This window comes from Virgibacillus necropolis, assembly GCF_044793635.1.
GTDB lineage: Bacteria > Bacillota > Bacilli > Bacillales > Amphibacillaceae > Virgibacillus_F > Virgibacillus_F necropolis_A.
Window position 1 is genome coordinate 3,823,796 of record NZ_CP084992.1, and the last position, 23,004, is coordinate 3,846,799.

24 protein-coding genes and 2 pseudogenes are annotated in these 23,004 nt (G+C 35.6%); 14 read left to right on the plus strand and 12 right to left on the minus strand.

The features are described 5' to 3' along the window. Positions 1 to 117: 117 nt before the first annotated feature. From LG329_RS18915 to LG329_RS18935, 5 genes are all read right to left on the minus strand, one after another. On the minus strand, positions 118 to 252 hold the full coding sequence (locus LG329_RS18915) for a YjcZ family sporulation protein (RefSeq protein ID WP_404452424.1): 135 nt from the start codon (positions 250 to 252) through the stop codon (positions 118 to 120). A 192-nt stretch (positions 253 to 444) separates the two neighbouring features. Beyond that, positions 445 to 1,584, minus strand: coding sequence for a S1C family serine protease (locus LG329_RS18920; protein ID WP_404452426.1), 1,140 nt, complete (start codon positions 1,582 to 1,584; stop codon positions 445 to 447). Positions 1,585 to 1,599: 15 nt separating this feature from the next. Further along, a complete protein-coding gene (locus LG329_RS18925; RefSeq protein ID WP_404452427.1) occupies positions 1,600 to 2,772 on the minus strand; it encodes a zinc-ribbon domain-containing protein in 1,173 nt (390 codons plus the stop codon). Positions 2,773 to 3,254: 482 nt separating this feature from the next. Beyond that, a complete protein-coding gene (gene lepB / locus LG329_RS18930; protein ID WP_404452428.1) occupies positions 3,255 to 3,797 on the minus strand; it encodes a signal peptidase I in 543 nt (180 codons plus the stop codon). Between the two features lie 60 nt (positions 3,798 to 3,857). Then, positions 3,858 to 4,205 (minus strand): PilZ domain-containing protein, encoded by a 348-nt coding sequence (locus LG329_RS18935; RefSeq protein WP_404452429.1) that lies wholly within the window; start codon positions 4,203 to 4,205, stop codon positions 3,858 to 3,860. Between the two features lie 172 nt (positions 4,206 to 4,377). On the opposite strand from LG329_RS18935, the gene LG329_RS18940 reads away from it, so the two are divergent. Next, positions 4,378 to 4,548, plus strand: a complete 171-nt coding sequence (locus LG329_RS18940; protein WP_404452430.1) for a Spo0E family sporulation regulatory protein-aspartic acid phosphatase — start codon at positions 4,378 to 4,380, stop codon at positions 4,546 to 4,548. Positions 4,549 to 4,941: 393 nt separating this feature from the next. Beyond that, positions 4,942 to 5,100: an FbpB family small basic protein gene (locus LG329_RS18945; protein ID WP_404452431.1), complete on the plus strand. Its 159-nt coding sequence runs from the start codon at positions 4,942 to 4,944 to the stop codon at positions 5,098 to 5,100. 131 nt (positions 5,101 to 5,231) lie between these two features. Here LG329_RS18945 and LG329_RS18950 read toward each other — a convergent pair whose 3' ends face one another. Further along, positions 5,232 to 6,149, minus strand: a complete 918-nt coding sequence (locus LG329_RS18950) for a DMT family transporter (protein ID WP_404452432.1) — start codon at positions 6,147 to 6,149, stop codon at positions 5,232 to 5,234. A gap of 138 nt (positions 6,150 to 6,287) precedes the next feature. Between LG329_RS18950 and LG329_RS18955 the strand changes: the two genes are divergently transcribed. Further along, entirely contained in the window at positions 6,288 to 6,620 is a 333-nt protein-coding gene (locus tag LG329_RS18955; RefSeq protein ID WP_404452433.1) for a hypothetical protein, read from the plus strand. Between the two features lie 39 nt (positions 6,621 to 6,659). On the opposite strand, the gene LG329_RS18960 is transcribed toward LG329_RS18955, so the two are convergent. The 4 genes from LG329_RS18960 to LG329_RS18975 form a co-directional block, all read right to left on the minus strand. Next, a complete protein-coding gene (locus tag LG329_RS18960) occupies positions 6,660 to 6,881 on the minus strand; it encodes a hypothetical protein (protein WP_404452434.1) in 222 nt (73 codons plus the stop codon). Between the two features lie 181 nt (positions 6,882 to 7,062). Continuing rightward, the gene (locus LG329_RS18965) at positions 7,063 to 7,548 is read right to left on the minus strand and encodes a YkyB family protein (protein ID WP_404452435.1); all 486 of its coding nucleotides are present in this window, start codon (positions 7,546 to 7,548) and stop codon (positions 7,063 to 7,065) included. 122 nt (positions 7,549 to 7,670) lie between these two features. Further along, complete coding sequence (locus LG329_RS18970; protein WP_404452436.1) at positions 7,671 to 8,249, minus strand: SCO family protein; 579 nt, start codon at positions 8,247 to 8,249, stop codon at positions 7,671 to 7,673. A gap of 93 nt (positions 8,250 to 8,342) precedes the next feature. Further along, entirely contained in the window at positions 8,343 to 9,188 is an 846-nt protein-coding gene (locus LG329_RS18975) for a metallophosphoesterase (RefSeq protein ID WP_404452437.1), read from the minus strand. 193 nt (positions 9,189 to 9,381) lie between these two features. Between LG329_RS18975 and fadH the strand changes: the two genes are divergently transcribed. Continuing rightward, on the plus strand, positions 9,382 to 10,149 hold the full coding sequence (gene fadH / locus LG329_RS18980; protein ID WP_404452438.1) for a 2,4-dienoyl-CoA reductase: 768 nt from the start codon (positions 9,382 to 9,384) through the stop codon (positions 10,147 to 10,149). A 437-nt stretch (positions 10,150 to 10,586) separates the two neighbouring features. Here fadH and LG329_RS18985 read toward each other — a convergent pair whose 3' ends face one another. Then, positions 10,587 to 11,222, minus strand: a complete 636-nt coding sequence (locus LG329_RS18985; RefSeq protein ID WP_404452439.1) for a hemolysin III family protein — start codon at positions 11,220 to 11,222, stop codon at positions 10,587 to 10,589. A gap of 228 nt (positions 11,223 to 11,450) precedes the next feature. Between LG329_RS18985 and cbpB the strand changes: the two genes are divergently transcribed. The 3 genes from cbpB to LG329_RS19000 all read left to right on the plus strand — a co-directional run bounded on the left by cbpB (position 11,451) and on the right by LG329_RS19000 (position 13,776). Further along, positions 11,451 to 11,906 carry a cyclic-di-AMP-binding protein CbpB gene (gene cbpB, locus LG329_RS18990; RefSeq protein ID WP_404452440.1) on the plus strand — a complete coding sequence of 152 codons (456 nt, stop codon included), beginning with the start codon at positions 11,451 to 11,453 and terminating at the stop codon, positions 11,904 to 11,906. A gap of 69 nt (positions 11,907 to 11,975) precedes the next feature. Continuing rightward, complete coding sequence (locus LG329_RS18995) at positions 11,976 to 13,430, plus strand: MDR family MFS transporter (RefSeq protein ID WP_404452441.1); 1,455 nt, start codon at positions 11,976 to 11,978, stop codon at positions 13,428 to 13,430. Between the two features lie 103 nt (positions 13,431 to 13,533). Next, positions 13,534 to 13,776 (plus strand): YkuS family protein, encoded by a 243-nt coding sequence (locus tag LG329_RS19000; RefSeq protein WP_404452442.1) that lies wholly within the window; start codon positions 13,534 to 13,536, stop codon positions 13,774 to 13,776. 44 nt (positions 13,777 to 13,820) lie between these two features. Here the strand turns inward: LG329_RS19000 and LG329_RS19005 are convergent, their stop codons facing one another. Next, complete coding sequence (locus LG329_RS19005) at positions 13,821 to 14,663, minus strand: mechanosensitive ion channel family protein (RefSeq protein WP_404452443.1); 843 nt, start codon at positions 14,661 to 14,663, stop codon at positions 13,821 to 13,823. A 332-nt stretch (positions 14,664 to 14,995) separates the two neighbouring features. On the opposite strand from LG329_RS19005, the gene LG329_RS19010 reads away from it, so the two are divergent. The 7 genes and pseudogenes from LG329_RS19010 (at position 14,996) to LG329_RS19040 (ending at position 22,492) form a co-directional block, all read left to right on the plus strand. Then, positions 14,996 to 15,538 carry a peroxiredoxin gene (locus LG329_RS19010; protein WP_404452444.1) on the plus strand — a complete coding sequence of 181 codons (543 nt, stop codon included), beginning with the start codon at positions 14,996 to 14,998 and terminating at the stop codon, positions 15,536 to 15,538. 85 nt (positions 15,539 to 15,623) lie between these two features. After that, entirely contained in the window at positions 15,624 to 16,076 is a 453-nt protein-coding gene (locus LG329_RS19015; protein WP_404452445.1) for a redoxin domain-containing protein, read from the plus strand. 173 nt (positions 16,077 to 16,249) lie between these two features. Then, a pseudogene (locus LG329_RS19020) lies at positions 16,250 to 17,056 on the plus strand (ABC transporter ATP-binding protein); the annotation flags it as partial. 282 nt (positions 17,057 to 17,338) lie between these two features. Continuing rightward, positions 17,339 to 18,001 (plus strand): annotated as a pseudogene (locus LG329_RS19025) (ABC transporter ATP-binding protein); the annotation flags it as partial. Between the two features lie 112 nt (positions 18,002 to 18,113). Beyond that, positions 18,114 to 19,856: an ABC transporter ATP-binding protein gene (locus LG329_RS19030; RefSeq protein ID WP_404456777.1), complete on the plus strand. Its 1,743-nt coding sequence runs from the start codon at positions 18,114 to 18,116 to the stop codon at positions 19,854 to 19,856. Between the two features lie 135 nt (positions 19,857 to 19,991). Further along, positions 19,992 to 20,663 (plus strand): potassium channel family protein, encoded by a 672-nt coding sequence (locus tag LG329_RS19035; protein ID WP_404452446.1) that lies wholly within the window; start codon positions 19,992 to 19,994, stop codon positions 20,661 to 20,663. Between the two features lie 107 nt (positions 20,664 to 20,770). Beyond that, positions 20,771 to 22,492 carry a pyruvate oxidase gene (locus LG329_RS19040; protein ID WP_404452447.1) on the plus strand — a complete coding sequence of 574 codons (1,722 nt, stop codon included), beginning with the start codon at positions 20,771 to 20,773 and terminating at the stop codon, positions 22,490 to 22,492. Positions 22,493 to 23,004: the final 512 nt, after the last annotated feature.

A 23,004-nucleotide genomic window follows, 5' to 3' on the forward strand; every position in this document is an offset into this window, starting at 1 on the left:
ATTGAGCTGGTTTTTGCTTTATACTTTATTAGAAAAACTTCGGCATTCTTTTTAAGGTCGAGGCGAATACCGAGATTTCTAATATAAGGGCTTGTGTTAAAAATATATAGAAACAAATTAGCAGTAAAATGCTGTACCTACAATGATTAGAAGTATAAAAAGAACAACAATTAACGCGAAATTATTTCCATAATTATTGGTTCCGTAGACTTGGTTTTCATAACCGCCGCATCCACCGTATCCATATGACATACTACTTCACCTCCTAGACGTTTACAGTTATACTATATGTAAAACTAAATCAAATGTATGGACGTTTTCATTAGATTGGTAATAAAAAAAATAAGAAAAAACAATGGAGATATAATCACAGAAAAACAACCTAGCCATTTTTTTGGCTAGGTTGTTTTTGCTACAGTAAAAAAAGTTCCACTTTAGCGTTTGTTATTTTTCGACTTTTGTTATTGCCAATATTTTTAACTGATCATTTTCAAAACCTAGCGTAAATTTATACTTAACAGTTTCCTTGGTGATTTCCTCTTTGTTAGGTGGTTTTAATGAATAATTTACTTTTACAGTTGCCTCAACATGATTATTATCCGTTATAACAGTAGTAAAATCATTATAGGTTAAGTTCACAAAATGAGTATATTGTTCACGAAAGTTAGAATAGGATGTTTTCCCCTGGATTTCACTACCTAAAATGGTGTAAGCACTTATATAGTCCCGTATCAAAATACTATCAAGAAAATAATTAATCAAATACTCGGCATCCTTTTTGTATTGCTTCTCATCAATATTGTTGATGATTTGGGAAGATGTTGAAAAGTCTAAGCTTTTGGTTTGTGTTTCATTAGACCACTGCTCTATCTGCTCAATTACATTTGCAAGAGGGATGCTAAAACCAATCGTTCCATCCTTTGTTCCAACTGAGTTTATGCCAATAACTTTACCAGTCGCTCGATCTATAAGTGGTCCACCGCTGTTACCATGAGTGATTTGAGCGGATATCTGATATACATTATTGTAATCATAACCATCCACAGAAAAGTTTCGTTCAGTTCCTGAAATTATGCCAAGCGTAACGGTATTTTGAAAACCGTGTGGACTTCCAAGTGCAATTACCTCGTCACCTATATCAGCTTTGATTTCTTTTTCAATCGAAATAGGGGATTGGTTAGCCAATTGCGGAACTCGAATTACCGCGATATCTGTTTCCTCACTAATACCTACAATTGCAGCAGGATAAACACGTCCGTTCGATGTTCGAACATGAATGATATCAGCATTTTTTACAACATGTGCATTTGTAATAATATCTCCCTTTTCATTGTATAGAAAACCCGAACCAGTAATTGTTGTACCTTCGTTTTTACCCTCAATTTGCATAACATTTTTTTCAGCTTTATGAATAATTGATTTAAGGTTTAACGTTTGAGGTGAATTACTAATTTTATTTATACCAGAATTACTTACGGATATTTCATTCGCATTCCATTGGTTATAGATTGCAAAAATACTAAGAGCGCCAATTATAATGATTAGAACCGTGATAGCAGTTGGTATATATTGGTATTTTTCCAACGAAGTTCACCCCCATTATTTATCTGTATACCACTTGGTTTTAGTTACTTTCACTTTTATTTCATTTGCTTTATCGCTTATATCAAAGTGAGTGAATTCAAATTCACCAACCTCATTTGGATATAGTGTATCCGGAAATACATAAACCTCATTTGATTTAAATTTTTCGCCTTCTTTGGTTAGTAGATCATACTCCACTAAAATGGTGTTAATCGGTATGGTTGCAACACTTTTCACTTTACCTTTTACAACAAGTTTCCCTTGGTTATTATTTTGTATTTCAACATTTACAAGTTCTATAGCATCATTTTTGTTTTGTTTTCGTTCTTGTTCAGCGGTGCTGATAGCTGATTCAATTCGCCGTTGTTGTGCCGTTTCGAATGCAACTCTTTCATTTTCTATTGCAGTTTGCAAGCTTTCTAGTTTTTCAGATTCTGGTGCATAGATTAACCCATCATTTACAAGTGTTTGTGCATCTGAAAAGTGGCGTTTATTAAGTTGTTCACTTGCTTTCGAATAGGTATAGTCAATAATTTGGTTTCGTATGTTGGTGGTTATTTTTTCAGCCTCACTATTTTTAATCGAATCAGCTTCCCATAGTAAAATTTTTAATTCAGCTATTGAAGGTTCATCTTGTAATTGACTTTTTAGTTGATCAATTTTAATGGTATTTCGCGTCAATACTATTTCATTAACCAACTTTTTTACAACTGAGCCATTATAATTTTTTAATGATGATTCCGTTTCAACTATTTTACTCAGAGCCTCTTGATATTCTTGCTTAGCTAGATGTTTTGCCGCATTATCAAGTTTTGTTTGAATTCTAATGGCGATATCCATAAATTCAATTGCATTTAAGGCTTGAGGGAAATTTTCTTTTTGGTCCAATGCTTTTTCAAAAAAGTCTTTTGCTTCCTTATAGTTACCTTCTTGGGCACTTTTCTCACCATCTGAATAATAGTCCTTAGCCTGTGCTGTTTGGTTTTCTAAAAATAAATAAAAACCACCGATGGATAAACCCAACAAGAATATAATTGCTACAGGTAGATACCAAAATTTATTAAATCCCTTTGAAACGATTAATCGATTATGCATATCTTCAGGAAGATGTTTCCCACATTTTATACAATAGGATTCGTTATCCTTTACTTTTGTACCACAATAAGGACAGTGAAACAAAACTGTCACCTCTTTCATCTTGGTGTTGATTATGAGAATTTTCGGAGAAGTAATTTGCGATGGAAGGGGGTATATCAACTGTTGCGCAAATACTCCTAGGGACTTGTCTATAAAAGCACTATAGTTCAATGTATTCTCACGTCGTTTTCTGTACGTCGCTGACCAGTCGCCTACGCTTTTCTTTTTCATTTTAACATATTTTTGCTTTATTTAGGGTTGGGAAATTGGTATGATAGTGGGGAGGCATTGGTTTTTTGATATTGCACATAATATAATTGTACTTTTATCTTACATAATTCATATTTAGGAGGTGCACAACTACAATGGATATTGTATTAGGTGTTATTTGTTTTGCGATTCTTGCTTTAAATATTGGGTACTGTGTTTTAGATAATGAAAAGTAAACTACAAAGTGAAAGTGACTGTTCAGCAACGTATGAACTGGACGTAATAAAAGGGCCAGACCGTATTATTAAGTCTGACCCTGCTATTTATTTAATATTTGACCACTCATCAAATGGATAGATGACGAATTCTGATCTTCCCACGATATCATCTGCCTTGATAAAACCTAATCCATTTCGACTGTCTTTACTGATTGCTCGGTTATCTCCCATAACAAAATACTTGTTTTCAGGTACCTCTATCGGACCAAAATTTCCTGTGTGATTTAATGCTTCCTTATTTATAAATGTTTGTTCATATTGCTCTCCATTAATATATAGTTGGTGGTCTCGGAATTTCACTGTTTCTCCAGGTAAACCGATAACTCGTTTCACATAATTTTTAATTGGGCGCTTGATTATTACGACATCGCCACGTTCTGGTTCATCAACTAGGTATATTAGTTTATTAAAAATTACTCTTTCTCCATCTTCTAGAGTAGGAACCATGCTCTCACCTTCAACGATTGAGGTTGCGAACACAAATGAACGTAGAAAAAATGCTAATAATATTGCTATAAAAATTGCTTTTCCCCACTCTAACCATTCATTTTTCTTTTTATGCTTGACCACATTCGACATCCTTTCCATACATGAATCCCTTAAGATAAATCGTAACGTAATTCGTAGTAGTACTCAAAAATAAAAAAGTTATGAATTCATTCTCTTTAGTTTTTTAAGGGACTGAATCATAGTAGAGTGATATGCATCATCTGTATTTAAATGTATTCCCATTTCATAAGATGTCTTCGATGGCTTCGTCCAGGTTATTGTACCTATTGCGTCAAATGACGTATCGTCAATACTATACGAGAGTTTGATTTGTTTCCCACTTTTCAGTTGGATATTATCCTTACAATAAACCTTTGCACCATTCTTGCTAACATCTAAAATGGAAACATTTATTGCTAAATGACCATCATTAGTTGTATCATACAGCTTTCCGGTAATTGGTTGATCAAATGTAAATCGAAATGGTTCATTTCTTTTAAAAAACACATTAAACACCTACCTATTCACTAAGTTATCATTTTCTGGAGAAATATTATAGTCTTTTGCATTAAATATAAGAAAAATTTTACAAATACTTAACACATAACTTGGCAAACATCAACCTACGTGCTAAAGTGGTATCAGCTATGGTCTAAGAGGAGGTAACCATTTAATAGAGATGAGTACAATAGACAATGTATTAGAAAGAATTGAATTTTTGCGTAACGAGATGACAAAGGTTGCCTTTAAAAAAGGTTTTACAAGCCAGGAATCTATTATCATTAGTCAAGAGCTTGATAAATTATTAAATCTGTATGATAGTGTCTATCGTAATGAAAATAAAAAATAAAAAATTCCTGTTAATAGAGTATAGCAAATTTTATATCTGGGATATATCCTGATGCTATAATTAATCATGGGTAGTCCCTTTTCCTCATTCTGCCGCCCGAAAATAAAGGAAACTTCACCTCAGAATGTTATAATATCCAAGGTACATGAATTGATAACCGATATTTTCTTCCACATATAATACCAGTATAATCTTCCTTTCTTAATTATCACAAAACCTAATTCAACAGCGACACTTCTTTTAGGGAAATATGAAAAGTCTAAATGATAGAGATAAATAATATTAGGATCCAAATATATCAAAGATTACTTCTTCACAAAATGTTCAAACAATTTTGATTAAACTTATAAAAATAGGGTATAATATAACTAATACAACAAAAGGAGTGAGGCTATGCGTCCAAAGACTCGGAACTTCGAAGACCTTGTAAATCAATACAAACAGGAATTGCTAACAGATGAGAAAAAATTATCGCAAATTGAAATGCGTATAGAGAATAAACAGACCAAAAAAGAACAAAAAAAACCAAGACGATTTTCTTTTTATGATTAAAGTGATGCATTGTCTAGTTTTGTGCGGTAAGAGTGGAGTGATAGAAACTATATCACTCCACTTTTTGCACTTAAGAAAAGTATAAATGTTTTAAGGAAATGCCGGTATAAGAAAAGCTTCGGCATTCGCTATTAAATACGAGGCGAATGGCGAGGTTTTCTAATGCCCAGCTTTTTTGGTGTTGCATACAATTGAATTAAAATAACGGCACCAATAATACATGCCATTCCAATCATCTGTATGTAGGAAAAAGCCTCATGGAAAACAAAAATCCCGATGATGGTTGCTACTACTGGTTCAATAGTTGTAAGGATGGATGCTTTTGAAGCTTCTGTTTGGTTTAAGCCATATGTATATACAATATATGCGAGTGCTGTAGGCAAAAGTCCTAACCCAAAAGCATAAAATAAAACGGTCTGATCCATTAGCAAATGGATTTTTGTGTCGAATGGGAAAAACGGTAATAAGGTGATACTGGCTACGATAAAGGTGTAGGTGGTAATACTTAGACTGGTATATTTTTTCAAAGCATATTTACTAAAGATACTGTAAAGCGCATACCCTATTCCAGATCCTAGTCCAAAAAGAATGCTACTTAGCTGCAAGGTTTCCAAATTCAGTGGAATAAGGCCTACGATAAGACAGGTCCCTAAAAGTGTGATTAATAGTGCAGCTAACTTAATTTTGGTTAAGCTTTCTTTAAATAATAAAAGGGAAAGAATCGTTACAAATGCTGGTGCTGTATATAATAATGCGGTAGCAAACGGTATTGTTGATAATTCGATTGCAGTAAACAAGCAATAATTAAAAAATATTATACTAATAATACCCGTGCCTATGAAATATTTGATGTCTTTAATAGAGTGTAGTATTAACTTCTTAGGTGATTTGACCATCATATAAAAAAGTAAAATAATTGCTGTTGTCGAGACACGCAAGGTAACAACTTCCATTGGAGTGAAACCAAAGCTATATAAATTTTTTACATACCACCCAATTGTACCCCAAAGAGCGGCACCCAGCATGATGAATAGAAAGGCACTATTCAAGATTACATTCCTCCTTCAATACAAACATTTTCACAATTTCATTAATTATATCAAATTGTCAGTATTCATTCACTTGAAAGATTAGGGGTAATTAAATGTGGCGATAATAATGACAAGTGAAAGGGCGGGGAAGGAAATATGGATCAAACAATAAAGTTGCTATCCTTGGTGGAAATCGGCCCATATGGATTGATGGGATTGATTGTAGCTGGAACACTGATTTGTTACCTGTCTATAAAACCAATTATTCATTGGTTTGTGACGTTGAAGCAGGACCGTGTATTGAGTTACCTCATGTGTAGCTTAATCATTTTAACTTGTACTATTTCGATAGGGTACATTTTCTTTCAATCAGATTATGTTTATTTGATAAAAATGACGTTACTATGTATAGCGGTGTTTGGTGGTGTTCTTGTTATTGTAAGACTAGTAAATTTTATAATTCAAAGCGTATTCACAAAAAACGTGTAAAAATACCCTGTCATTCTTTAGTGACAGGGTATTAAAGTATTATCTTTCTTCTTTTTCGGTGACACCGAACTCAGATTGTACCTTTTCTAACCAACGAAATACCAATTCATAATGTTCCTCAGGTGTAGGTTGATTGACTGGAGCTGTTTTTAAAATCATTATTTTTTCTTCGTTTGAAAGTTTTTCATATTTATCTTTTAAAATGTGTGTCTGGTCTGCATAACGATGTAATTCATACACGAAATCCTTTAATTCAATCATAGTGAAGCCTCCTTTAGTAGACTATTACCTCTCATGGAAAAGTATAAAACATTAGAAAACTTGGCTTATCGCCAAGCTTTTAATGGCGAAAGCCTTAGTTATACTCACTATACTGATGTTTCCCCAAGATGTTTATGCTTTCTTTACATATAAAAAAACCGTAAAACATTAAGTTTACGGTTTATGTCTCAAATTTTCGATAAGGTTTTGTTGGTGGCCATTCCATTTTCCCTAAGGATGAAGGGGTATAGTAGGAAGAAGTATATTTCCTGTTTTTAGGTTTTCTGTCGGGCTTAGGTGTATAGTTAATATAACGATAAACTACTTTTTTTGCCTGTGATAGTGACATTTTTGTTTGAGGATTTCGATATGATTGATCCAATGTTCCTAGGTGCTCAAGTTGATTGAAGTCATTTTTCTCTGGAGGTATATGAAAATAGTAGTCCTCAACTTTTACGAGTAATGTAGAATGCTGGTTACTGAATCTCGGATGGTCGGAAAAGTGAAGTCCAATCTTTTTTGCTCGATCTTCCGATAATAACTTTTTAATAGTTTCTTTTTTAATAAAATATAAATGTTTTGGTTCTGGAGCGGTTTTTGCATGTCTGTTAATAGTATACAATGCCCTTGCGAGCTCAGCTGTAGAAGTCGATTTTGCTTGATTCATTGTTTGTCCTCCTTTCAGGTGAATTATTATGTCAATTCTATATTATCGCAAAGCTTGTCCATTTACAATAAGTGACGGAAAAGAAAAAGAAGCTGGCCATAAAAACCAGCTTCTTCCGCGTATTACTGCATTTCCTTAATATCTTCTACGATTTTATCCATTTCTGCTGCCTGTGTTCCTCTATAGCGTTTAATAGCGTTCCCTTCAGGTGATACAAGGAAAAAGCTAGTACCATGCATAAATTGATCAGAGTCAGGCACTTTTTCTAATGCCGACTTAAAAGACTTAATCGATAGTTCTTTAATTGTTTGAAAGTCATAACCCGTTAGTAAATGCCAGTTTTCAAAAGATGCCCCACGTTCTTTAGCGAATTTTTTTAGTTTCGCTTTCGTATCATTTTCAGGGTCGACACTAAATGAAACCAGCTGCACGTCATCAAGTCCGGCTTCTTTTAGTTTTTCCTGAAGTCTAGCCATATTTGCTGTCATTGCTGGACATACTGTTTCACAACTTGTAAACATAAAATTGGTTACCCAGAAGTTTCCTTCAAGATCATTTTTCGTTACTGTTTCACCGTCTTGATTTGAGAACGAGAAATCCTGTACTTTATAAGAAAAGTCGCCTTCATATTTTTCACCACAGGCTGTAAGTATAAGAACTAGTACTAATAATGGAAAAGCTATTTTAACCTTATTTGACATGTTTGTGTGACCTCCATATTAACTAAATCGCTTCTAGCTTAGCACTTTTCTACTTAAAAAACTATGGATAAAGTGTTACACATGGAATTTTGCCTAACTTTGTTTTAACGTATACACATATATTTCTGGTTTACAAAGAAACCGATATGGCAATCTAGTAGTGCCTATTCCTTTTGTTACATATAGGCTTAATTGATCCAATTGATATTTACCTTTAACATATTTTTCGGCATATAACGGCGTATATAAATGGCCAATAATAGGTAAACGAACCTGTCCACCGTGACTATGACCAGATAACTGCACATCCACGTGAGATTTTGCAGTTTTATCTGCGAAATCAGGCTCATGAGCAAGTAATATAGTGAAAAGGGAAGGATTTGTTTGTTGTAATGTTTTTTCTAGATTTGGATCACCAAGCATTACATCATCAATTCCAGCTAAAACAAAGGTCTCTTGTCCTTTTTTGATGTTAACATGATGGTTTTGAAGTAGAGTAAAGCCAGATTGATCCATTACATTTTTCACTATATTTGTTCCATAACCTCCATGGTCATGGTTTCCATATATCCAGTATTTACCGTACTTTGCTTTTAGTGACCCTAAAATACGGATTAGTGTGGTGTTCCAATTATAGTCATTAGGAGCATCAACTAAATCACCTGTAAACACAATCATATCAGGTTTTTGACTATTAATGGTTTCTACTAATTTTTCAAATTGCTCAAGGGAATAATGAAAACCTATATGTGTATCAGAAAACTGAACGATTTTAAAATTATTAAATTCGGATGTTATTTTAGCGGAAGAAATAAATTCTTCATTAATATCTAATAAACTAGGTTCAATTTCGCGGGCATAATAATAAGTTCCACCGCTTAAACCTAGAAACGCTAAAAGACTACCAAATGATTTTTTTAAAAATGATCTTCTATTCATATGGTCAAACCTCTCTAAAACTGATACTAGCATTATATCATGGATTATTCCGTTCAACATGACGTATCATTAGATGTTAAAAATTCGTAATGAAATAGGTAGAATTTGTTGAAATTATCTGTTTACTTTTTGGTCATAAAAGCATATGCTTAAAAAAGTGAATACTTATTCATTTTTAAAGGGGGAGGATTTTATGAAGAATCAAACAGTTATAGTGACAGGTAGTTCTAGTGGCATGGGGAAGTTTATGGCGGAGAAGTTTGTGAAAGAGGAAGCAAATGTAGTCCTAACAGGTAGAAATGAGGAGAGACTTGAGGAAACGAAAGACGAACTAATGAAACATGGTACGGGAAATATTTTAGTTGTGCCGATGGATGTTCGAAAACCGGAAGATGTTGAACGTATGGTAACGAAAACGGTAGAAGCATTCGGAACGATTGATCATTTAGTGAATAATGCAGCTGGTAATTTTATTTGTAAAGCGGAGGATCTATCCCATAACGGGTGGAAGTCTGTTATCGATATCGTGTTAAATGGAACTTTTTATTGTAGCAAAGAGGTAGGGAAGTATTGGATAGACAATGGCAAACAAGGGAGCATTCTAAATATGGTTGCGACCTATGCGTGGAATGCTGGTGCAGGAATAATTCATTCTTCTGCAGCTAAAGCAGGAGTTCTTAATATGACGCGCACGCTTGCAGTTGAATGGGGTACACAATACGGAATTCGTGTGAATGCAATTGCACCTGGACCTATTGAACGAACAGGCGGGGCAGACAAATTATTTGAATCAGAGAAAGCAGCACAACGTACGATTAATTCTGTTCCATTAAAACGTTTAGGGACACCAGAAGAGATTGCTGAGCTTGCATACTTTTTATTATCAGATAAGGCTGGATACATAAATGGGGAAGTTGTTACAATGGATGGAGGTCAATGGCTAAATAAATTTCCTTTTTAATGAGAAAAGCGAAGACGACTGTTTAGTGACTCTTTCCTATGTGTGTCACCCGGAACAGTCGCCTTCGCTTTTCTGTCTAGCTACGGCTCCTAGCGACTAGCAAATAGGTAGTCATGATGAATGTACGTACAGTTCAACGTACTTTCACATGCCTATCTATTTGTACGCCGCTGAACAGTCGCCTTCGCTTTTCTTGTCTAGCTACGGCTCCTAGCGACTAGCAAATAGGTAGTCATGATGAATGTACGTACAGTTCAACGTACTTTCACATGCCTATCTATTTGTACGCCGCGAACAGTCGCCTTCGCTTTTCTTGTCTAGCTACGGCTCCTAGCGACTAGCAAATAGGTAGTCATGATGAATGTACGTACAGTTCAACGTACTTTCACATGCCTATCTATTTGTACGTCGCTGAACAGTCGCCTTCGCTTTTCTGTCTATATAACGTAATAAAAAATTGAGAGAAAGTGAAAGGTAGATCCGGCTAATACAAATAGGTGCCAGACTGCATGATGATATGGAAAGCCTCGCCATACATAGAAAATTGCTCCTAAGGTGTAAAATACCCCACCAATTATTAATAGTAACAAACCGTTTTCGTCAAATGCATTTGTTAATGGGCCCCAGGCAAAAACGATGATCCATCCCATTAAGATATACATTAGTGTAGACATCACGACGAACTTTTCCACGAAAAATAGTTTAAATATCACACCAACTAAAGCAATTCCCCAGACAATGCCAAATAACAACCAGCCGATTTCACCACGAAGAACAACCAGTAATAACGGCGTATAAGTGCCAGCAATAAATAGATAGATGGATGAATGGTCAAAAATTTGAAAGATATTTTTCCATTTACCTTCTGGAAGACTGTGGACAATTGTAGAGCAAACATACATGAAAAGCATACTTGAACCAAATACTGTAACTGACACGATTTGCAACGGATCCCCGTTAAGTGTTGAATAAACGATTAGCAGAACAAGAGCAACAACACTTAACAGTGCGCCAATCCCATGGGTTATAGCGTGTGAAAGTTCTTCTTTTTTTGTAAATGTGTGTATTTTCATGTGAAGACCTCGTTCCATTTATACTTTAATTTGAGTATATTGTATTAAGAACCATGAGCATATGTTTATATTAAATCAATAATAGTCAGAAACTCAATATAAATATATCCTTTTAAATGTTTCTTGACATCTAACTATGGTAAACTGGGTATGTAGATAACTATTATTTACTCCTTTTGTGAGGGCTCGATTCCTCCAACATTTTAACTAGTAAAAGGAGCGTATTTTATGAGCACATTGAAAGATAAACAATTAACAGACATAACTGTCGAAGATTTACTGATTTCTTCTGAAAAAGTAGCACATGTACAATTAAATAATCCACTTGAACATGCATTACTCGTTTTAGTGAAATCCGGGTATTCTGCGGTGCCTGTCCTAGATCCATCGTACAAATTGGTAGGGACGATTGGTAAAACAGTCATATTGAATCAAATTTTAGGACTGGAACGGTTTGAATTTGAAAAGCTTTCGTCAATGCGTGTAGAAGAAGTAATGTATACTGATATTCCATGTTTAAGCAAGAACGACACATTTTTAGATGCGTTAAAAGCAGTCATCGATTCTCCGTTCGTTTGTGTATCAGATGCGGAAGGTTATTTTGATGGAATATTAACTAGACGTGCTATTTTAAAACAAGTAAGCCGAGATATTTATACAAAAAGACAACTAACTGAAAAATGATTGATCATACCCCTTGCCATCGCATTCATGACAAGGGTATTTTAATTATTGGAGAAGCTGTGATAGAGAATGAATACAATGATACATAAAAAGAAGGAATTAAAGCGGCCATTTATTTTGGCGTCAGTAATGCTTGTTGCAACGGCGATTCCCAGTATTGTTGCAGACTTAGGTGGATTTTCGTCATACAGTTGGGTATTCTCGGCCTATTCGTTAACGAATGCAGCTACAGTTTTGATCTTCGGAAAGCTTTCTGATATTTTTGGAAGAAAACCAATATTTGTAGTTGGTGTCACTATATTTTTAATTGGCTCCATATGTTGTGGGCTAAGTACATCAATGCTCATGTTAATCATATCGCGGTTCATTCAGGGACTAGGTGCTGGGGCAGTAATGCCAATAGCGACTACGATCGTTGGCGATATTTATGACAAAAGACAAAGAGCCAAAATTCAAGGCTATTTATCAAGTGTGTGGGGGATATCTGCTGTAACAGGACCGCTTTTGGGTGGTATGTTTGTCGATTTATTAAGCTGGAGATATGTGTTTTGGATGAATATCCCCCTTGGGCTTTTAGCTATGCTTGGAATTATTATTTTCTTACATGAAGATATTGAGAAAAAAGAAAGATCGATTGATTATGGTGGGTCAATTTTGATCATGGTTGCTATTAGTTCCTTAATGGTTATTTTGGTTGAAGGGGGATTAGCGATACCGTGGAGCTCGCCACTTATGATTTGTTTAATCTTCCTCACTTTAGGAGGATTAATTTTATTTATCTTTCATGAAAAAAATGCCAAAGAACCAATGATGCCCTTTGATCTCTGGAAGTACAAATTAATCAGTATAGCGAATATCACTACCCTAACAACAGGGATGATACTTATTGGGGTATCCAGTTATTTACCTGCATTTGTTCAGGGAGTAATGGATCAATCTGCCACAGTGGCAGGATTCACGCTGACCACAATGTCGATTGGTTGGCCAATTGCATCTACCATTGCTGGTAGACTGCTTTTGGTCATTGGATACCGAGCGACATCCTTAATAGGGGGGATTTCCTTAATAATAGGCGGAATCTTCTTTTTTATGTTAAGCCCTGACATGGGTCCTATATGGGCTGGAACTGGTTCTTTCTTTATAGGTGTCGGAATGGGACTGACCAGCACATCTTTTATAGTGGCCATCCAAAGTACAGTAAGCTGGGAAAGAAGAGGAATTGCCACTGCAGCTAATATGTTTATGCGGTCATTGGGTAGTGCAATAGGAGCTGCATTGCTTGGTGGATTATTAAATAGTCAAATAAAAGCATATATTTTAAGTGAAGGACTGGAAAATAAGGTATCAGTGGATACAGCTAATCAACTTTTAACACCGAAACAGGAAGGGCTGTCGGAACAGGTGAAAAGCGTGTTGCAGGATGGATTAACATCTGGATTACATTACGTTTATACTGGGTTGTTGATTCTGGCCATTATTACGTTAGTATTGATCACATTTCTTCCTAAAAAAGAAAACGAATAGTACGAATCTGATAATAGTCAAAAGAGCTCTGTATGTATACCTTTTCCTTTTTAGTAAAAACTACATATGAGTAATTTTCAATGTAGTAGAGGAGGTAGTAGGTATGGCGCGAATTGGCGTTGAAGGAACACTTACAGACGTAAAAGAAGCATTAAAGGAAAAGGGTCACGAAGTAATAGATTTGCATTCTGAAGAGGATACCGGTCAATGTGATTGCTGTGTTATCTCTGGTCAAGATAAAAATGTTATGGGAATGTCCACAGCTAGTATTGCTGGACCGGTTATTAATGCGGATGGTTATAATGCCGAAGATGTCTGTCAGATGGTTGAACAGAAACTAGGATAAACGCAAAAAGAAAACCCAGCTCAAAATTTGAACTGGGTTTTTCCTTATTTGTGACCTTTTTCTACATTAACTTGATGTGGATATGGAACTTCAATGCCTTTTTCATCGAAGGCTGCCCTAATGCGCTTACGCATATCGCGTTCACATTCAAATTGCAAACCATTTTCAGTTTGACCAACAACACGTAGTACAACGTCTGATGATCCGAGAGCTTGAACACCTAGTGCGTTCGGGCCATCTTTAAAACGTTCATCTTCTTGAAACTCAGCACAAACCTTTTCCAGAACAGTTATAGCTTCATCGATGTTGTCATGATAACTGATACCAATATCGACTAATGCGCGCATATTTCCGCGAGAGTGATTGGCAACACCTTCTAACAGGCGATTAGGCACAAAATTTAGTGTACCATCAAAACTACGTATCTTTGTAGTTCTTAATCCAACTTCTTCGACAACTCCGTCATAGCCGCCAGAGGTAACATAGTCGTCAATTTCGATTTGTCGCTCCAATAATATGAAAAACCCTGTTACAACATCACTCACAAGACCTTGTGCACCAAAACCTATTGCTAAACCAACAATTCCGGCTCCAGCTAGTAGTGGCCCGATAGGAATATTAAAGATTCCAAATAACATGAGAATGAAAACGAAGATCATGACGTAGGAGAAAACATTAACTAGCAATTTCTCCAATGTTTTGACACGACCGGGTGATAGTTTCTCATTTTTTCCAGCTCTTTGAATTGTTTTTTCAACAAGTTTCTTGCCAATTGGTACGAAGATAATAAATGCTAGAATTAATAAACCAATCTGCAAAAGAATTGGAATTACATCGGACAAAATTCCACCAATATCAAAGTTTAAACCATCTTCAAAAATATCCATATAAAATCTCCTTTAAAGTAGAATATTGTATTTTCATCGTTTAATAATAACGAATGCCCCGATACAATTCAAATAATATCCTACTTTAAGGTATAGTCCATTCTCATTAATAGACAAGAATTACAATTTAGTGTTACGGTATTATTTGTAGGACATCCTTTTTAAAAATTGTTTTAGAGTTGGTATGTCTGGTTATACTTAATAGAAGTGACCAATAAGTGACAAGTATATAGTCCTTTTTAAATTAATTATAATTTAATATTGACTAAAAATAAGAGGTTGCCTATAATTATTAAGGGATATTATTTAATTAAATGTTGGAGGGATTATTTATGGCAGAAAGAATGGTAGGAAAACAGGCACCACGCTTTACAATGGATGCTGTATTGCCTAATAAAGAATTTGGGAAAGTAAATTTAGAAGAAAATATGAAAAATGATAAATGGACAGTACTTTTCTTTTATCCAATGGACTTTACGTTTGTATGTCCTACAGAAATTACTGCAATGTCAGATCGATATGATGAATTTGAAGATCTAGATGCTGAAGTAATTGGTGTTTCAACGGATACAATCCATACTCACAAAGCTTGGATTAATACATCACGTGACGATAATGGTTTAGGTGAATTAGAATATCCATTAGCTGCAGATACTAACCATGTTGTATCACAGGATTATGGCGTATTAATAGAAGACGAAGGTGTAGCTTTACGTGGATTATTCATTATCAATCCTGAAGGCGAACTTCAATATCAAACTGTATTTCATAACAACATTGGCCGTGACGTTGATGAAACATTACGTGTATTACAAGCACTTCAAACTGGTGGACTTTGCCCAGCGAACTGGAAGCCGGGTCAAGAAACACTCTAATAACGTAAATTAAATAAGCTGACTCTTTAATAAGAATATTGCTGAGTCAGCTTTTTTCAATACGACAACAGTGGAGGTAAAACTTATGCGATTACGTGCAGAAATGCCCGAATTAGACGGTGCAACAAAATGGTTTAATAGCAATGAAATTAATAAAAGCGATTTAATAGGTAACAAACCAACATTAATTCATTTTTGGTCTGTAAGTTGTGGGTTATGTAAAGAAGCAATGCCGAATGTGAATGAATTCCGAGATGAATACAAAGATGAATTGAATGTTATTGCAGTCCACATGCCTCGGTCTGAGAAAGATCTAGATTTAGATCAGATTAAAGAGGTTGCGGATGAACATGATATTTCACAACCAATTTTTGTAGATAATGATCATAAACTAACAGATGCATTTGAGAATCAATACGTACCTGCCTATTATGTTTTTGATGATGAAGGTAAGTTAAGGCATTTCCAAGCAGGTGGCGGGGGCATGAAAATGCTTCGTAAGCGTGTTAACCGAGTGCTAGGGGCTACTGAAAAGTAAATACATCAACAAAACCACCTCTACGTCTTAAGCGTAGAGGTGGTTTTTTATGTCAAAAAAAGAGATAAAAAAATAATTATGAAAAACTTTAAAAAATTAAGCAAAATGAGTAGATATTTATTTCGGAAACCGTTATATTAGTAATTATGTGAAACATCAAAGGAGGGGGATTTATGGAAACATTTAAGAAATTAAAGCAATTTTATTGGCCCTTTAAGAAATACTTTTTTACTTCACTTGTTTTTTTAATTTTTGTAACCGGAATTACAGTAGTTTATCCGATTGTATTACAAAAAACGGTAGATGAGGTATTTATAAAAGACAGATATTCACTCATTCCTTATATAGCTGCAGTATTTTTATTTCTAATGATCATTAAAGGGTTTGCAACATTTTTTCATCAATATTTAGGCGAGTTATTTGGTATTCGATCTGTATATACACTTAGGGATGCATTATATGAGAAGTTACAGGTTTTATCATTTAAATATTATGATAATGCCAAAACTGGCGATTTAATGTCAAGATTGACAGCAGATGTGGAAGGATTTCGTTTTTTCCTTTCGGCCGGATTTTCAGAACTGATTCGTATTACACTATTAATCGTAATAAGTCTAGGTGTTATGTTCTTTTATTCTGTACCACTTGCATTAGTTACAATGGCTGCCATGCCGTTTCTTGCTATTGTTGTGTTTAAATTTGACAAGCGAGTTCACCCTGCATTCAGAGGGATACGAAAATCATTTGGGAATTTGAATACACGTGTTCAAGAAAATATTAGTGGTATGACAACAGTAAAATCATTATCTCGTGAGGATTTTGAAATTGGGAGGTTCTCATCAAATAATGATAACTATCGTCAACACTATTTGAAAACATCAGAAATTTGGGCAAAGTACTTTCCACTAATGGAATTTATTGGGAACATTTGTGCAGTTGCCTTGCTTGCATTTGGTGGTTATTTAGTAATGGAGGGAAGGCTTAGTTTAGGTGAACTGGTCGCGTTTTTCAGCTTAGTTTGGTACATTTTGGGACCGTTGATGAACCTAGGATTTATTATTAACTTATTTTCACAATCGAAAGCTTCAGGAGAACGTTTAATTGAAATCCTGGAAGCAAAGGAAGACATAGTTGAAAAAGATCAAGCTAAAATTGACGACATTAAAGGTCATGTAACTTTTGATGATGTTACTTTAACCTATATAGAAGATGATGATTCGGCTCTTAAAAATATTAGTTTTGATGCACCACCGGGTAAAGTTATTGGTCTAATTGGTGCAACGGGATCTGGAAAAACAAGTATCACTCAATTGATTACACGATTTTATGAACCAGAAGAAGGTAATGTACTAGTAGATGGTATCCCTGTGGCAGAATATAATTTAAAAACGTTACGTAGTCAGATTGGATTTGTTTTACAGGAATCGTTCTTATTTTCAACTAGCATTAGAGAGAATATTGCATATGGTAATCCGACCTTAAAGGATGAACAAATTATTGACGCTGCAAAACGCGCACAAGCACATGAATTCATTATGGATATGCCAAATGGCTATGACACTATGCTTGGTGAACGTGGTATGGGATTGTCAGGTGGACAAAAGCAACGTATTGCGATTGCGCGGGCTATTTGTATCAACCCTAGTATCTTGGTTCTTGATGATGCTACATCAGCAGTAGATATGGAAACAGAATTTAAGATTCAAAAAGCATTAAAAGAAGTGATGAAAGGTCGAACAACATTTATCATTGCTCACCGGATTTCTTCCTTGAAGCATGCGGATGAAATTTTGGTTTTAGAAGACGGAGAAATCGTTGAACGAGGTACACATGATATATTAATCAATAATCAAGGTGCCTATCAACGTATATATAACATTCAATTTCAAGATCGTGATGCAATTATGAATGTAGCGAATCATTAAGGGGGGATATACATTGGTTAAAAAAACAGAACAAGTTAAAAAAAGTCGTCACTTAAAACGATTTCACTATACTGTCGACCAAGCAATTGAAAAGCAGTTTAACTGGCAGCAAATGTTGAGATTAATAGAATATTTAAAACCTTATTCCAAAACCTATTTACCTGGTGCGATCATCGCCATGTTAATTTCTACAGCAGTTCGTCTAGCTGTTCCAATATTAATTGGTAAAGTAGCAATTGATGTTGCAATCAATAATAAAGATACGGGTTTATTAATCAATTTGGTAATCCTAATCGGGGTTCTTTACTTAATAAATTATATTGGCAACATTTTTCGAATTAAATGGGTAAATATACTTGGGCAAAATGTGATTTATGATATACGAAAACACTTATTTTCACATGTTCAACGGTTATCACACCGCTTTTTTGATTCTAGATCTGCGGGTTCTATATTGGTTCGGATTATGAATGATATTAATTCACTGCAGGAACTGTTCACGAATGGGATCATAAATCTGTTAATGGATGTTGTTACCCTTTTAGGAATTGTTGTTATTTTACTTGTATTAAGTCCAAAACTAGCCTTAGCTATCATGATAATCCTACCAATTATGTTCTATATCTCAACCAAACTACGTCGTAACATCCGTCGGTCCTGGCAGGATGTACGGATTCAACAATCAAGAATAAATTCTCATTTAAATGAAAGCATTCAGGGAGTTCGTATTACCCAGTCGTTTTCGCAGGAGAAGGAGAATGCAGAATTTTTCAATGGTATTAACTCTGACAACTTTGAAAGTTGGCGTAATGCTACCAAGAAAAGTGCTCTATTTCGTCCATTTGTAGAAATGAGTAATGCGATTGGTACTATTATTTTGATTACTTATGGAGCATATTTAATCCTTCTAGGTGTGGGCAATGGGGGGATTGAGATCGGGACTTTTGTAACATTTGCATTCTTCCTAGGTATGTTTTGGGAACCAATTTCACGCCTTGGTCAGATGTATAATCAGTTATTAATGGCGATGGCAGCATCTGAGCGTATTTTCGAATTTCTTGATGAGAAGCCAAACGTTGATGAAAAGGAAAATGCCTACGAAATTAACAATATGAAAGGTCATATAGAATTTGATAAGGTTCAATTCTCTTATGATGCCGACCGTATTGCGTTACATGAAATATCTCTGGATATTAAGCAAGGTCAAACCATTGCGCTTGTAGGACATACCGGCAGTGGTAAATCGACTATAGCTAATCTGATTAGTCGTTTTTATGATCCAACAAAAGGAAAAGTAAAAATTGATGACTATGATTTGCGCGATGTTCGCTTAGATACGTTACGTCAACAAATCAGCGTTGTGTTACAGGACACATTTATCTTTTCAGGAACAATTATGGAAAACATCCGATTTGGCCAACCGAATGCGACAGACGAACAAGTAATGGAATCCGCTAAGGTAGTTGGAGCGGATGAATTTATCCAACGACTTGCTGATGGGTATGCGACAGAAGTTGAAGAGCGGGGTAATATTCTCTCTGCAGGGGAACGCCAACTTCTATCTTTTGCTCGTGCGCTTCTAGCTGATCCCAGAATTTTAATTCTGGATGAGGCTACTGCTAGTATTGATACAGAAACGGAAATGAAAATTCAATCTGCTCTGAAGCGATTGTTAAAAGGAAGAACTGCCATTATCATTGCGCACCGTCTTTCAACAATTCGTGAGTCAGATACAATCTATGTGCTTGAGAATGGAAAGATCCTGGAACACGGAAACCATCAGGAACTTATGGATTATAAAGGTGAATATTTTGACTTAGTAAAGTCACAGTTTCAAATGTTAGATGTGATATAAATTTAAAGAAAGGCCAGTCCGGTTTGAACAAAAAGGACTGGTTTTTCAAATGGAGAATGAAATATACTGTCTTTTTTCTCCTTAACATAGTATGGTAAACTAATGAAAAGAATGGTGAATGATGGAGGAAATAGAATGAAACGAGAATTTGCTGTAATTGGATTAGGACGATTTGGTGGAAGTATCTGCCGTGAACTAAGTGCTGAGGGTATGCAGGTTCTGGCGATCGATAATGATGAAGATAAAATAAATGAATATAAAAATATAGCATCACATGCTGTAATTGCAGATTCTACTGATGAAGCAACATTAAGAGAATTAGGGCTTAAAAATATCGATCATGTGATTGTAGCAATAGGCGATAATATTCAAGCAAGTATTTTAACTACTGTTGTTCTTACAGATTTAGGAATTAAGAAGATTACTGTTAAAGCTCAAAACGATTATCATGAAAAGATTCTGAATAAAATTGGAGCCGACCAGATAGTTCATCCAGAGCGGGATATGGGTAAAAGAATCGCACATAACATCATATCAAGTAATATATTGGATTATCTGGAACTGTCTGATGACCATAGCATTGTTGAAGTGAAAGTTGGTAAGAGGATGCTTGGTAAAACGATGATTGAACTTGATATTCGTGCGAATTATGGATGTAACGTTGTAGCCATTAAAAGAGAAAAGGAAATCAATGTATCTCCTAGTGCTGACGATGAGCTACGTGAAGATGATATATTAATTGTAATTGGATCCGATAAAGATATTTCCAGATTTGAAAAACATCTAGTTATTGATGAAAATCATTAATGAAGTCCTAAACCTGTATTTACGAATACAGGTTTTTTTTGATGCCTTTTAGGTAATAAGTATACTATAACAATTACTTGGTATTTACTGAAAGGATGGGGAAATTTTTGTTTGAAAAACGTACAGGTGAAATATTAATTGATCAGCTAATGCAATGGGAAGTTGACCATATTTATGGTATGCCGGGGAACTCTATTAATGAATTCATAGATGATTTACGAAAAAGAGAAGAGGACATTGATTTTATTCAAGTACGCCATGAAGAGGTGGGGGCACTAGCTGCATCCTCTTATGCTAAGCTAACTGGTAAAATAGGTGTTTGTTTGTCTATCGCGGGACCAGGTGCTACACACTTAATGAATGGTTTATACGATGCCAAAAAAGATATGGCACCTGTTCTTGCTATTGTAGGACAAGTCCCTAGTACTGCAGTAGGTACAGATGCTAGTCAAGAAATTAATTTAGAGCGCATGTTTGATGGTGTAGGTGTTTATAATCGACGTGCGGAAACAGCGGAACAACTACCTGATATGCTAAATATGGCAATACGTGAGGCGTATACACAAAAAGGGGTAGCTGTCTTAATTGTTCCTGATGATTTGTTTGCTGTAAAACAAAAAAATGACCATATGAAAACTAGCCCAACTCTTGTACATCCTACCATAATACCAGACCAGGAAACGCTGGAACGGTCAGTCAGTCTTGTTAACAAGGCAAAAAAACCTGTTATCTTGGCAGGGAAGGGTGCGCGAAACGCTAGAAATGAACTGGTGGAGTTTGCGGAAAAAATTAAGGCTCCAATAGTTTTAAGTCTATTGGGGAAGGGTACTATACCCGATTATCATGAGTTGAATTTAGGTCAGCACGGGCAAATAGGTACGAAACCTGCATTTGAAGCTATAATGAATACGGATTTATTAATATTGATCGGTACTACATTTCCATATCGGGACTATTTGCCAGACAATGTAAACGCTATTCAACTAGAAATAAAGCGGGATGACATCGGCAAAATATATCCAATAACAGAAGGATTATGTGGTGATTCTAAACATATATTGCCTAAATTAACATCATTGGTATCAGAGGCGGAATCAGATGATCATCTAAAAATTTATCAAGAAAAAATGAAAAGATGGCATATTCATATGCAGGAGATGAAGAAGGAAACGACAAATCCAATTTACGGACCTCAGGTTATGTATGCTCTAGAAAAAAATGTAGAGAAGGACGCCGTTATCTCTTGCGATGTAGGAAATGTAACGGTTTGGACCACTCGATTTTTTCCGTTTACAAATCAAAAGTTTATTATTTCTGGTGGTTTAGCTTCCATGGGATCAGGAATACCAGGGGCAATTGCTGGACAACGAGCATACCCAGACAAACAAGTAGTCGGTATATGTGGCGATGGAGGTTTTACCATGGTTATGCATGATTTTATTACCGCGGTGAAGTATGATATGCCAATTAAAATTGTAGTATTGAATAATAGCATGATCGGTATGATCAAGTATGAACAGCAAGTTAAAGGAAATTTGAACTATGAAACAGATTTAGGTGTTGTAAATTTTGCTGAATTTGCTAAAGCTTGTGGTGGGGAAGGGTATCGTATTGAAAAGTATGATGAGATGGAAACGACCATGAAACAAGCATTTATGTCAAAAAAGCCAGCTGTTATTGATGTTGTTATCGAGGATATGGCACCATTACCAGGTCAAATAACATACGATCAAGCAGTTAGCTACGGTGAGTATTTAATAAAAGAATTTTTTACAAACGGGAAGGTAGAATTTCCGGATGTGGAAAGAACGGTACGACGTCTACTATAATAAGAAAAACCTAGTTGTCACTAGCTCCTTTTAGATATAAACTACGACATAACTGCTGGTTGATTTCCGCTGCGGACCGTTGCGCACCTTAGGGCACGGCTTCAGCCTCCTCGCGGAAGACCACCGCTGCGGGGTCTTCAGACTCGTGCTGTTCCCGCAGGAGTCAACGGTCCTCCGCTCCAATCAACTGCCAAAATAGTGAAAGGAGCTATATAGCATTGCTTCTAGACACCATGTTAGCGGAGGAAATACACGAAGACTCCTGCGGAAACAGCGAAGACGATGAGACCCTGCAGTGAGCGGTTTTTGCTCGCGAGGAGGCTCAGCGCGAGCCCGCGGAAAGCGTAGTGTATTTCCGGAGCGGTACACTGTGACGCAGTTTAAATCGACTGTGTATCTGTCACATTATTTTCTACTACCTTTGTTGAAACTCTATATATTGTCAGGTTTTACGGTAAGCGTAAGCGATTAAGGACGTTCGACTATGCCGAACTGTTATCGTACGGAGGTGA